This is a genomic window from Collinsella sp. OM07-12 (assembly GCF_003438275.1).
In the GTDB taxonomy this organism is placed as follows: domain Bacteria; phylum Actinomycetota; class Coriobacteriia; order Coriobacteriales; family Coriobacteriaceae; genus Collinsella.
Window position 1 is genome coordinate 1 of sequence record NZ_QSTQ01000025.1, and the last position, 12,900, is coordinate 12,900.

The following is a 12,900-nucleotide window of genomic DNA, read 5'->3' on the forward strand; positions in this document are numbered from 1 at the left end:
ATTTGCTCAATGTGTTCGGCTGAGATCGGAAATCAACCCCAATTGCCCATGAACTGGGCAAACGTGCGTGTCTGCCTACACATATCTGTGTCGTGAGCGAAATCATGTGTCCCCGTTTCGCATTGGCCCACACGGGGACTCGCAAATGACCTTATGTCGCAAAATGACAATCGAAACGAAGCAAGCCGAGGACAACCGCGGAGCCCAAGGTCTTCGAGAACACCGATCAGCCAACCCTGGAGGGACGGAACATGAAGGATAAGCTCAATATTGTGATCGTTGGCGGCGGCTCCACGTGGTGCCCTGGCATTCTCAAAGCCCTGACCAAGCACATGGACATTCTGCCGCTGAACCGCGTGATGCTCTATGACATCGATGCCGAGCGTCAGCGTCCGATTGGCGAGTTTGGCAAGATCCTCTTCGCCGAGGAGGAGCCCGGTGTGGAGTTTGGTTACACCACCGATAAGGACGAGGCTTACACCGACGTCGACTTTGTGCTCTGCCAGATTCGTACCGGCGGCTACGAGATGCGCAGCAAGGACGAGAAGATTCCGCTGCATATGGGAATCATCGGCCAGGAAACGGTGGGCCCTGGCGGCATGGCTTACGGTATGCGCTCCATGCATGACATGGTTGAGATCGTCAACGACGTTCGCGCTCATAGCCCGGAGGCGTGGATTATCAACTACACCAACCCGGCTGCTATTGTGGCATATGGTCTCGAGCGCGTCCTGCCCGATGAGCATCGCGTTCTCAACATCTGCGATCAGCCCGTCAACCTCATGCGCTCTTACGGTCGCCTGCTCGGTCGCGATATGAACAAGACGGAGCCCGTGTACTTTGGCCTCAATCACTTCGGTTGGTTCAAGCACATCTACGATGAAGAGGGTCATGACCTCGTCCCGCAGATTAAGGAGTACACGGAGAAGAACGGCTTCCTTCCTGCCGATGCCGAGCAGCGTGACCAGTCCTGGCTTGATACCTACGCCATGGTCAAGGACATGCTCGAGGACTTCCCCGACTATCTGCCCAACACGTATCTGCAGTACTATCTGTATCCCGAGTACAAGGTCGCTCACCTCGACCCCGACTACACTCGCTCCGATGAGGTTATCAACGGCCGTGAGAAGCGCGTGTTCGCCGAGTGCGAGCGTGTTGCCAAAGTCGGCACCGCAAAGAACTCCTCGGTTGTGCAGAACGATGCTCATGGCGATATGATCGTGGAAATCACCTCGGCCATTTATCGCAACACCAACAAGACCTTCATTGTCATTGTGCCCAACAACGGCATTATCGAGGGCATGCCCGATGACGCCATGGTCGAGGTCGCGGCAAGCGTGGGCGCCAATGGCCCGCAGCCCTATGCTGTTGGCAAGATTGGCACCTTCTATCGCGGCCTTATGGAGAACCAGTACGCCTATGAGCGCCTGACTGTTGAGGCTTGGATGGAGGGTTCCTACGAGAAGGCTCTGCAGGCACTCACGCTTAATCGTCTGGTCGGTGATGCTAAGAAGGCTCGTAAGGTGCTCGACAAGCTCATCGAGGCGAACAAGGATTATTGGCCGGAGCTTAAGTAACTAGTTCCATATCGCTTGATAACTGTTATGGGGCGTGTGGATTGTAGAGCCGCGCGCCCCGTTTCTTTAAGAGGGGTATCCCATGAACAAAGATGAGCTGCTGGCAAAGTTCCAGCGCCTGGGCAAAGTCCTCATGACGCCCGTGCTGATTCTGCCAATTGCCGGCATCCTCCAGGGCTTTGGCAATGCCTTTACCAGCCCCACCCTTACGGCAGCTGTTCCCTGGCTTGCTGCTCCGGGCTTTGCGATTTTCTTTTCGATTCTCAAGGCCGCAGCCGGCATCGTTATGAACAACATCCCGGTTATCTTCTCGATTTGTCTCGCCTATGGCTTCGCCAAGTCCGAGAAGGCTACCGCGGCGCTTTGTGGCTTTTTGGGCTACATGTGCATGAATTCCGTGATGGGCACGTTCCTTACGGCGACTGGCGTTATCGATCCCGCGAATCTTACGACGGGCCAGAGCACGATTCTCGGTATCACCACGCTCGACACTGGCGTTATCGGCGGTCTTCTGGTGGGCGCAATCGTCGCATGGTTGCATAACCGTTACTACAAGATTGAGCTGCCCGCCGTGTTCTCCATCTTCAACGGTACGCGCTTTATTCCGGCGGTAACGCTGCTCTCATGCAGCATCCTCGCATTGGTCATGTCCTTTGTTTTCCCGTTTATTCAGAACGCTCTCGGCGCGCTGTCCGAGTTCATCAAGACTACGGGTGCCTTTGGTGCATTTGTCTACGGTGCCGGCGAACGCATGCTCCTGCCTTTTGGCCTGCATCACTTTGTCTATTTGCCGTTCTTCTTCACGTCGCTCGGTGGCGTCGAGACCATCGACGGCCAGACCGTTCAGGGCGCTATCAATATCTACAATGCGATCTTGGGCTCTCCCAGCACGCCGTTTAACATCGAGGTCAGCCGTTTTGTCATGAACGGCAAGGTTATCTTCGCCATGTTCGGCCTGCCCGGCGCTGCACTCGCCTTCTACAAGACGGCGCTTCCCAAGAACAAGAAGAAGACCGCAGCGCTCATGATCGCCATCGTGGTGCCTTGCATCCTCTCCGGCATTACCGAGCCGCTCGAGTATTCCTTCCTGTTTATCGCGCCCATCCTCTACGTGTTCCACGCTCTCATGGCTGGTCTTGCCTATGCACTGACCTATGTCCTGCAGTTCAACGTGGCTGGTTCCGCGTCCTTCGGTGGCCCGCTCTTGTCGTTGATCTTTAACGGCATTATGGGTGCAGCCAAGGGCTCCAACTGGCAGGTTATCCTGTTCCTTGGCCCCATCTACTTCGTGGTGTACTACTTCGTCTTCAAGTTCATCATTCTTAAGAAGGACCTTAAGACCCCTGGCCGCGAGGAAGAGTCCGACGACGAGGCCGAAAAGGCTCCCAAGACCGTGATCAGCGACCTCATTCCCGCCATCGTTGAGGCAGTGGGCGGCGACAACAATATTAAGTCTGTCGAGGCCTGTTTCACCCGTCTGCGCATCCAGCTCAATGACTGTGACAAGGTGGTTGATGACGCCGAGTTTACCGAAAAGCTTGAAGCGCGTGGCATCGTGCATGTCAACGGCGGCGTGCAGATTGTCTACGGCAACATGGCATCTAACTACGCAACTCAGATGCGCGAGCTGCTGGGTATGGAGTAAACGACTCAACCACACGATCAAGATTAATACAGGTCGGCGTCCGATTCTTCAATCGGGCGCCGACCTGTGCTGTTTTGGGGCGAATGGGCAAGTACATGACGTGCTCGCTGCTCTCTTTTGGCACTGCCTATCGTGTATTCGGACGCCTTGCGACGGTGAGGTGCGTTCTTTTCAGTTCTAGCATGTTTGCGGCTAGCGCTGCGCCCGAAGTCGATTTGCACAGCTGATATATAGAGCGTTAACCGCGCTTTGTAGGCTCATGCCCTCAACCAAGGCGGTCGAATACTCGCTGAGTGACTCCGTGCTCACGGGTAGCAAGAGCTCACGCGCCCCGTTGTTATCGAATGCCATGTTGCTCGATATCCAAATAACGCGGCAACCTCGCCGCTTGGCCTCAACGTAAAGATTGAAGATATAGCTCGTCTTTCCTGAGAACGATACAAAGATGGTTAGATCGTCGGGTTGGAGCAGACAGAGTGACGTCTCCTGTCCCTTGACGGAGCCAAATGAGAAGCACAGTCGGTTTACGCGGCTCAGCTTTTCGCAGAGTGAGCGGGCGGCGAGATTGGAGAATGAGCTTCCGTATACGTAGACATTTTGCGCATCGAGAAGCCAGTCAACGGCCTGCTCGAGTCGATCCTCAGTGAGCAGGCGTTTTGTTTCAAGCAAAGAGGTCTCTACGATATCGAAATACCAGGGTATATCGATTTGCTTATGAGCCCTTGCCTCGGTTGTCTCACGCTGGAGCCAAGCGTTGAAGTCGTCAACTTGCTCTTTGAACGATCGAAAGCTCGAGCCGTTTACGCGCCTGCAGAAGCGTGAGATGGTCGCGGGCGATGTATTGCACGCGCGGGCGAGTTCTTCTATTGAGAGCTCTGGGACCTCGTCGTGATGGGAAAGGGCGTAGAGCGCGATGTGGGCGTCAAGGCTGCCGCCCTTCTCGACGTCTTCGATACAAGACCTGAGGTTCGAATAGACCTCGTACATCGACATTCAAATCACTCCAAACAATAATGCCCCGGAGCGGATATGCCATCTCCGGAGCATTGTGGTGAAGCTATGGGACGGATTTATTCCATGCCCAAGTATTCTCTCATTTCGACTTTGTAGACAGAAGCTTTATTGCCGTAAACGATCTGAACACCGCCGCCAACGTGCACGATGGCGCTGGCGCCGAGGTCTTTGGTGAAGACGCTATCGTCCTTGACTAGGGCGGTGTCTTTGAGGCTGAGCCTCAGGCGAGTGAAGCAGGCGTTGACACCCGAGATGTTATCGGCGCCGCCCACGGCTTCCACGATCTGTGGGATGAGCTCGCTTACCTGGACAGGTGCTTTGGAGTCGATTGCCGACGTGTCATCCGCTGCCTGCGTGTCATCATCCTCGCGGCCCGGGGTTTTGAGGTCAAATTTCTTGATAAAGGCGCGGAACAGCACGTAATAGATCCCGAAGTAAGCGATGCCGAGCGGAATAAGCCAGAACCAGTTGGAGCCTTTGTCGGCGTTCATGATGCCGTTGAAGATCCACGAGAGGAGCGGTCCGCCGAAGGCGGAAGGCCCGGGCACATTGAACTGTACCAGGTAGGCGAGTACATACGCGATGCCGCACAGCAGGGCGTGGACCACATAGAGTACGGGTGCTACAAAGAGGAAGGAGTACTCGAGCGGTTCGGTTATGCCCATGATGGCGGCCGGGATAACGGCGGCGATCATGAGGGAGCCGACCTTCTTTTTATTCTCGGGACGGGCACAGTGGTAGATGGCGAGTGCCGCCGCGGGCAGGCCGCACATGGCGAACAGCACCTTGCCGTTCATGACGTATTTTGAGATGTCGATGTCGTACATCATGCCGGGCGTGTTGAGCATGGCGTTGTAGATGTTGACAGCACCTTCGACGGTCTGGCCGTCAACCTGGATGCTACCGCCCAGAGAAGTGAAGAAAAACGGCAGGTAGATGAAATGATGCAGGCCGAAGGGCAGAAGCATGCGCTCGGAGAAGCCATAGATGAACGCGCCAAACACCCCGGTGGAATCGATGAGTGTCGAGGCGGCCTTTAGGCCGGTTTGCACAAATGGGAACACGAAGGCGAGTGCAACGCCCACCAGGCTCGCGAAAACGACGGTGAGGGCGGGGACGCAGCGTGTGCCGTTGAAGATGCCGAGCACCGGCGGAAGCTGCACCTTATAGAATCGGTTGTGGATCCACGCGACTACCAAGCCGATGATGATGCCGCCGAATACGCCGGTGTCGAGTGTGGTTACGCCCAGGATGGCGTTCTGACCGGTCTGCAGGTTGGCGGGATCGATGGTGCCCAGCAGGATAAGCAGCTGACCCATGATTGTGTTCATGGTCATATAGCCGATGAAGCCTGAGAGTGCGGCGGTCGCCTTCTCGGCCTTGGCGTAACCGTAGGCGATGCAGATTGCAAAGAGAACCGAGATGTTACCATTGATAACGTTGCCGGCTGCTTTGATGAGTGTGCTAAAGATCACCATCGGCTCGGTGCCCAAAAGCGGGCAGAGCGAGATGAGGTTAGCATTGGAAAGGGCGGAGCCCAGACCGACCAAAATGCCGGAAACGGGCAGGAGGAGGACCGGCGCCATGAGCACCTTGCCGAGTCTCTGGAACTCGCTGTAGAGCTTGCTTTCTTTCATGATGTTCCTTCGATGCGCGGGGAGTTAGGACAGGGTCGGCCAATAATCGCCGTTCGCTTCGATCAGGTCGTCGAGGATTTGGCGCGCGACGGTAGTCGAAGGGACGGTCTTGTTGATCGCGATGGCTTCGAGCGCCTTCTGGTAGGAATGCTCGTAATATGCGTCGACGGCGAGCTTCTCGCTGGCATTCTGCTCTTCGATAAGCCCCTTGTAAAAGGTGGGGATAGCAGGCTGGCTGATGGGTTCAGGGCCCCAAGAGCGCAGGTAGGCGGGGACCTCGACCATGGCGTCATCGGGCAGATTGGGGATGGCACCGTTATTCTCGACGATTACGAGATAACGTTCGCACTTGTTGTAGGCGATAGAGGCGGCTGCGTCGACGATAAAGTCGCCAAAGACCGTGAAGCTCTGTACGGGGCTCTTGTAATTGGCGGGATCTGCCAGGTACTTGTCGTGCTCGGCAAACATCTCCTTCTCGCGTCCGTTGATGACGTTGTCGGCGCGCGTCCAGTTGGGGTCCATGTCATCTGCCATGTCTTTGGAGTACAGGTAGTACTGCAGGTAGCTGTTGGGCAGATACTCGGGATAGTCCTTCACAATCTTGACGTATTGACCCCAGGTGTGCATCCAGTCCTTGTCCTTGTGATGCTTGTCGCTCACGGCCATGCCGTGCTCGAGAATCATCTGACGGAGCTCCGGCAGACGATCGCGTCCCTGCTTGTCGTAGATTTTGGTAAACCAGCCAAAGTGATTGAGTCCAAAATACATGGGGTCGATATCGCGCCAGCTGGGAAGTCCGAGCATCTTAGAGTACGAGAGCAAGATAGCCGTGGGCATATCGCAGATGTTAAGGATATGGTCGTTGTCAAACTCGCGACGTGTGGCCTCGGCGACAACTGCGGCGGGGTTGGAATAGTTGAGGATCCAGGCGTCTGGACTGTATTTCTTGGCGTAGCGTACGAGGTCGAAGACGCCGGGGATGGACCTGATACCATAGGAGATCGAACCGCCGGCGCCGCAGGTTTCCTGTCCCACGCAACCGTACTTGAGAGGGATGCGCTCGTCCTGGCGACGCATCTGAAGGCCACCCTGGCGGATTTGCGCGAAGACGAAGTCGACATCGGTGAATGCCTTTTCGGGATCGGTTGTCACGACAACTTCGATGTCAGGAGCTTCCTGCTCGATGAACTGCTTCATGATGTCGTAGACGAGATGCATGCGCTTCTCGTCGATGTCGTACAGGGCGAGTTTGCGCAGCGGCAATTCGTTTTTCTTCTGCAATAGGCTCTGGATGATGCCGGGAGTGTGGGTGCTGCCGGCCCCGGCGATTACAACTGCTTTCTTGTCCATGTGGTAAACCCCTTTCGTGTGGATTGACCACTTCAGACTACGAAAGCTTTACCTGCGATTCTACCGATTTTCAGATTGCGAAAAACGATAGCGGTAATCTTAACAGGATGCGTTTTGCGTGGTTAAATAGCGCCGGGAAAGATGCTGACTTGGGTGACGTGTTGCATGGCTGCGGGAGCGAACGCCGGGCGGTCAAAAGATGGTGGGTGGTGCTGCGGCTTTTGGCTGCAATTGCGCTACCCGCGACGACGCTCCCAGCGAGCCAACTTAATCGTCACCAGCGTAAGCGCCCAGGCCACAAGCGAGAACGCGGCGCCCACGGCACCCACGTACGCAATGCCAGCGCTGCTCACAACGGCGCCGCCTACCGCGGTGCCAAACGAGATGCCGACGTTAAACGCCATGGGCTCAACCGAACTTGCAAGTACCATCGACTTGGGATGGCGGCTGCGTGCCACGTCCATAAAGTGTGTGATGCACGACACCGAGAACAGGTACATGAGCATTGCCAGACTAAAGACAAAGACAAGTGCGAGCGGCATGGCAGCGCCCGCGGCAAACAGCCCAAACAATGCCGCCGCCTGCAGCGCGAACGTAACCAGCAGTGCCTTCATGCCAAAACGCGCGTCGATCCATCCGCCTAGGATGTTCGAGATCAGGCAGAACACGCCGTAGGCCATAAGCGTGGTACTGGCTTCGACCGTGCCCATGCCCAGCACCTGCTCAAGATAAGGCGTCACATAGCCGTAGAAAACGTAGACCGACCCCACGCCAAACAAAAAGATGAGCATGCCGGTGATGATGCTCGGCTCGCGTAGCAGCCCCGCCTGCTCGCGGAAGGTGGCGGGCTCATCGGTCTGACCGGAGCGCGGCATAAACGCCACAAGCGCTCCGCAGATCAAAACGGCAAAGGTCAGCGTGCCGTACATGGCCACGTGCCAATCGAGCGTGTCGGCCACAAACTTGCCGATCGAAGTGACAAAGACCATTGCCACGGAAAACGCACCATATACCACCGAGATGGCAAGTGAAGTTTGCTGCGGAGACAGCAGCTCGGGGATGTACGTCACGCCCACGGCGAGCAGCGCGCCCGAGACGGAGCCCAGGACAATGCGCGAGATAAACAGCACCTGGAAGTTGGGCGCCAACGCCATGACCAGGTTGCCGAGCACAAAGACGATGCTGTAGCACACGAGCAGCTGGTGGCGCCGGAAGCGTCCCGTGCTGAGCGCAAGCACCGGTGTGGCGATAGCGTAGACGAGCGCGAACACGCTAATAAGTTGGCCTGCGGTGGCAAGCGATACGCCGAGTTCCGTTGCCAAGTCGCTTTCGATGCCGATGACCACGAACTCGGAACAGCCGAGCGAAAAGCCTAACAACACGAGTAACGCCAGACAGAGCTTGGTGCGCGCAGGGGAGAGCGCGGCGGCGGTTGACTTGCTTTTAGGCGTGGTTGCGGCGATCAAGGTTGTCACTCCAATGTCGCATGAATAAGCGGGATTCAATCCCTGCAACTCTAACAGAATGTGACAAAGGGACAGTCCCTTTGTCACATTCGCGGCGTGGCTGCCGCCCAAACCGTCACAACATTCGATGAAAAGCTCGAAAACGAGGAAAAGCGTCGAATGTTGTGATGGTTTTCCTATCTGTGCCGGGGAGCCGCCGTGCCGTCTGGGGGTATAAAACTAGCAAGTGTTTATTTGCGAGGCCTAAGGGGCGCCCCGTATGGATATCGATAACTTTGAATGGTGGTACAGCGAGGGTGAGGCTCCGGACGAGGGGTGGGACGAGCCTGCGCCGCGTGACGTGTCGATCGACGAGGACGAGACTGGCAACGACGTCGCCGCCGACTCGGACGCCGCCCTCGGCCCTGTCGATCCCCTGACCTTCGAACAAGCTTGGGCCCAGGCCGAGGCAGACGAGGCCAAAGCCGATGCTACGGCCACGCTCGGCGAGCCAGCCGACATGTCGATCTCGCCGGCAAAGACCCCGCAGCCGCGCCACACCATCGACCCCGACAGCACGGCATCCTTCAGCATTCTCGACGTGCCCTCGCAGGGTGCCCAGGCGCTCGCGCCCACACGTCGCCCCAATCTGTCTCACGAGGAAGATGCGGGACGTCGCTCGCCGCTCGGCCCCATCCTTATCGCCTTTATGGCCGGCGTTATCGCATGCTCGGTAATTGGTAGCGTTTGGAGTCATGTTGAACAACAGCGAAGAGACGCCGCCAAGGTCGAGATGTCTGTCGAGCAATCGCTCGGCCGCACGCGCTCGGTACATGTGTCGGTCGAGGTCAAGGACGGCGCGACGTGGGACACTGCGCGCGGCGACAGCCAGATGCTCGTCCATATTGTGGGTCGCACGCTCAAGGGGCAAGCGGTCGACGAGTACCAATACGTCAATTCCGAAGGTGACGGTATCGAGCTCAAGCCTGGTGACTACGAGCTCACGGTCGATGAGCCGCCCGTCGCCACCGACGGTACGCGTTTCCGCGCCTCAAAGCGCATGGTTCCCGTGAGCTTTAACTCGCAGGCGCCCGATACGGTCGACACCACGCCGCAGGGCGGGTTCGACCTTTACGTGGATACCCAGTAGGCGTTTGCCGCTCATTCCGCTATGGCTACTCAATAATCGCCTGCCGTCCCGTCCCGCCGCCAAGAGTGGGACAATAGCCCTCGACACTATTGTTTATTTTTGGAGGAAGTAGCATGTCCACCGTCACTACCATCAAGCGCGGCGGCCTCACCGCGGCCATCGATTCCATGGGAGCCCAGCTCACGAGCCTTGCTCTCGACGGCAACGAGTATCTGTGGCAGGGCGACCCCGCCTTTTGGGGCAAGCATGCGCCCATCCTGTTCCCCATTGTGGGCTCGCTGCGCAACAACACGGCAACGTCTGCGGCCGGCACCTGCGAGATGCCGCGCCACGGACTCGCGCGCATTGTCGAGCACAAGCTGGTCGAGGTCTCTGAGGATGGCTCGTCTGTCACCTACGAGATTACCGACACGCCCGAGTCGCTCAAGGCGTTCCCGTTCCACTTTAAGCTCAACATGACCTATGCCCTGACCGGCGACGCCACCCTCACGCAGACCTTTGCCGTCACCAACACCGGCGACGTGGACCTGCCGTTCTCGGTGGGCGGCCACCCCGCATTTAACGTGCCCGCCCCCGGTGCCGAGGACGAGGCGTTCGAGGATTACGAGCTGGCGTTTACCGAGGCCTGGACTAACGAGGCCCCCGTCATCACGCCCGATGGCCTTATGACGTTCGAGGGCAGCTACAAGGCCCCCGATAACTCGGACGTGCTGCCCATCACGCACCGCAGCTTCGATAACGACGCCATCATGTTCACCGATACCCCGGGCTCCACGCTCACGCTGCGCGGTTGCAAGTCGGGTCACGGCGTCAAGATCGACTTTGAGGGCTTTAAGTACATCGGCGTGTGGTCTGCCGCCAACGACGCCCCGTTTGTGGCGCTTGAGCCTTGGACCGGTCACACCACCATGGACACCGAGGACGACGTCTTTGAGCACAAGGTCAACACCATCGTCTTGGCCCCCGGCGCCACCGACGAGCGCTCCTTTAGCGTTACCCTGCTCTAGAGGTTCCGCCGTTCTAGCGAACGGCGGGCCGGTCGACGCTGCGCGCCACCCAGAGCGAACAATTTGTCATTCAAAAGGCAAGGCATGACCAGAAGGTCTACGCCTTGCCTTTTTCATGCCAACTTGTTCGCTCTGGGCGGCGGCCGCGATGACCTGCCGATTCCGTGATCGGCAAGGACAAGATCCGCATTGGCATGGAGGCGGCCTACGCCCCGTACAACTGGCAGGTCTCCGAGGCCAGCGAGTACACCATCCCCATCGACAACGTGCAAGGCGCTTACGCCGATGGCTACGATGTTCAGATCGCAAAGATCCTCTGCAAGGCCCTTGGCGGCGAGCCCGTTGCCGTCAAACAGAGCTTCTCGGGTCTCATCGATTCGCTCAACAACGGCCAGATCGACCTCATCATCGCCGGCATGAGCGCCACGCCCGAGCGCGAGGAGTCCGTCGGCTTTTCCGACCCGTACTTCATTGGCTACTTTGGCCTGTTCGTAAAAGAGGGCTCGCCCTACCAAAATGCGACCAAGCTCAGCGACTTTAGTGGCGCCACGGTGCTCGGCCAAAAGGACACGATGCTCGATACCGTCATCGACGAGATCCCGGGCGTCGTCCACAAGAATCCGGTCGATTCGGTGCCCACGGTGTTTTCGAACCTGCTACAGGGCACCTGCGACGCCGTGACCTACAACACCGAGAACGAGAAGGGCTATATGGCCCAAAACCCGGGCATTGTCCCCATTCATTTTGCCGAGGGCGAGGGCTTTAAGCAGGAGGTCGCGGCAAACGTCGGCTGCCGCAAGGGCTCGGACAAGCTGCTCAAACTTATCAATAAGACGCTCAAGGGCGTCAGCCAAGAGGAACGCGACCAGATGTGGGACGCGTGCCTCGACCGTCAGCCGGCATAGAGAGGCAGCATGAAAACCGTTAATCGTCTGGCCTCTTTAATTAAGGCCGACCACCGTTATGTATACCTGGGCACGAGCGTCATCGCGGCGCTCGGCCTGGCGTTTAGCCAGCGCAACCCCACGCCGATGAGTTTCTTGGCGCCTACGGGCGTGTTCCAAGACTGCCTCTGGGCAATCCTTTGGGCCTGGCTCGTCGTGTCGGCGGCGGCGCTGGTCACCAAGCTCATGCACTGGAACGACTATCGCGAAAAGTCGCCGTTCGCATCCGAGCGCTGCCGTCGTGGCGCACGCCTGGGCAGCTACGTCGTGGTCGCCATCGCGGCAGTTTTCTTTATCGACCGCTGCGTCATGTCGTTTATCGACCTGGTGCAGGTGAGCATTGTCTCGGATTCCAACCCCAGCGACTTTTTGTCGAGCTTGGTCTACATGACCTACAAGAGCGGCGACTTCTTTATCCGCGGTATCGAGATCACCATCGCGCTTGCCACCTTCGGCACCGCCATCGCCTTTTTCCTGGCACTGCTCTTTGTGTTCCTGCGTATTCAGACGTTCGATCGCGTGGATAACGACCTGGTGCGCTTCTTTAAGAGCATCGGCCGCGGCTTTACGACCGTCTACTCCACCATCGTGCGCGGCACGCCCATGATGGTCCAGGGCCTGCTCATCTATTACGCGGGCTTCACCGTTTTGCGCGGCATGGGCTTCGAGACTGCCCAGGCCAACCAGATCTGGAGTACCTTCACCGCCGGCCTCGTCACCATCTCGCTCAACTCCACCGCCTATATGATGGAGGTCCTGCGCGGCGGCATCGAGTCGATCGATCCCGGTCAGGCCGAGGCGGCGCGCTCGCTGGGTCTGTCGCAGTGGCAGGCCATGCGCAAAGTTGTGTTTCCCCAGGGCATTAAAAACGCGATCCCGGCGCTCACCAACGAGCTCATCATCAACATCAAGGACTCGTCGGTGCTCTCGGTCATCGGCGTGTTCGACCTCATGTACGCCACCACTACCGTCGCCGGCGTGTACTACCGCCAGATGGAGGTCTACTGCGTGGCGCTTGTGGTCTACCTGATCCTGACGCTCGTGGCGAGCCGCCTGCTCGAGGCCTTTGGCAAAAAGCTCGGCGCCGAGGCCCCGGCAACGCTGCCCAGCTCCAACTAGGCTCAAGACGAG

General features: G+C 57.9%; 10 protein-coding genes. 6 read left to right on the forward strand and 4 right to left on the reverse strand.

Annotation, left to right across the window (positions count from 1 at the left end; translation table 11 throughout):
* The first annotated feature begins 251 nt into the window (after positions 1-251).
* Positions 252-1,577: a 6-phospho-alpha-glucosidase gene (locus DXB98_RS08770; protein ID WP_117743848.1), complete on the forward strand. Its 1,326-nt coding sequence runs from the start codon at positions 252-254 to the stop codon at positions 1,575-1,577.
* A gap of 82 nt (positions 1,578-1,659) precedes the next feature.
* Positions 1,660-3,222 (forward strand): PTS transporter subunit EIIC, encoded by a 1,563-nt coding sequence (locus DXB98_RS08775; protein ID WP_117734901.1) that lies wholly within the window; start codon positions 1,660-1,662, stop codon positions 3,220-3,222.
* Positions 3,223-3,414: 192 nt separating this feature from the next.
* Here DXB98_RS08775 and DXB98_RS08780 read toward each other — a convergent pair whose 3' ends face one another.
* From DXB98_RS08780 to DXB98_RS08795, 4 genes are all read right to left on the reverse strand, one after another.
* Complete coding sequence (locus DXB98_RS08780; RefSeq protein WP_117743849.1) at positions 3,415-4,215, reverse strand: MurR/RpiR family transcriptional regulator; 801 nt, start codon at positions 4,213-4,215, stop codon at positions 3,415-3,417.
* A 77-nt stretch (positions 4,216-4,292) separates the two neighbouring features.
* On the reverse strand, positions 4,293-5,873 hold the full coding sequence (locus DXB98_RS08785) for a PTS transporter subunit EIIC (RefSeq protein WP_117743850.1): 1,581 nt from the start codon (positions 5,871-5,873) through the stop codon (positions 4,293-4,295).
* 24 nt (positions 5,874-5,897) lie between these two features.
* Positions 5,898-7,223: a 6-phospho-alpha-glucosidase gene (locus DXB98_RS08790; RefSeq protein ID WP_117734904.1), complete on the reverse strand. Its 1,326-nt coding sequence runs from the start codon at positions 7,221-7,223 to the stop codon at positions 5,898-5,900.
* Positions 7,224-7,459: 236 nt separating this feature from the next.
* Positions 7,460-8,698 (reverse strand): MFS transporter, encoded by a 1,239-nt coding sequence (locus DXB98_RS08795; protein WP_233505144.1) that lies wholly within the window; start codon positions 8,696-8,698, stop codon positions 7,460-7,462.
* 250 nt (positions 8,699-8,948) lie between these two features.
* Between DXB98_RS08795 and DXB98_RS08800 the strand changes: the two genes are divergently transcribed.
* The 4 genes from DXB98_RS08800 (at position 8,949) to DXB98_RS08815 (ending at position 12,888) form a co-directional block, all read left to right on the forward strand.
* Positions 8,949-9,818, forward strand: coding sequence for a hypothetical protein (locus DXB98_RS08800; RefSeq protein WP_117734905.1), 870 nt, complete (start codon positions 8,949-8,951; stop codon positions 9,816-9,818).
* Between the two features lie 113 nt (positions 9,819-9,931).
* A complete protein-coding gene (locus DXB98_RS08805) occupies positions 9,932-10,825 on the forward strand; it encodes an aldose 1-epimerase family protein (RefSeq protein ID WP_117743851.1) in 894 nt (297 codons plus the stop codon).
* Between the two features lie 164 nt (positions 10,826-10,989).
* Positions 10,990-11,730, forward strand: a complete 741-nt coding sequence (locus DXB98_RS08810) for a transporter substrate-binding domain-containing protein (RefSeq protein WP_233505145.1) — start codon at positions 10,990-10,992, stop codon at positions 11,728-11,730.
* A gap of 9 nt (positions 11,731-11,739) precedes the next feature.
* Positions 11,740-12,888, forward strand: a complete 1,149-nt coding sequence (locus DXB98_RS08815; protein WP_117743853.1) for an amino acid ABC transporter permease — start codon at positions 11,740-11,742, stop codon at positions 12,886-12,888.
* Positions 12,889-12,900: the final 12 nt, after the last annotated feature.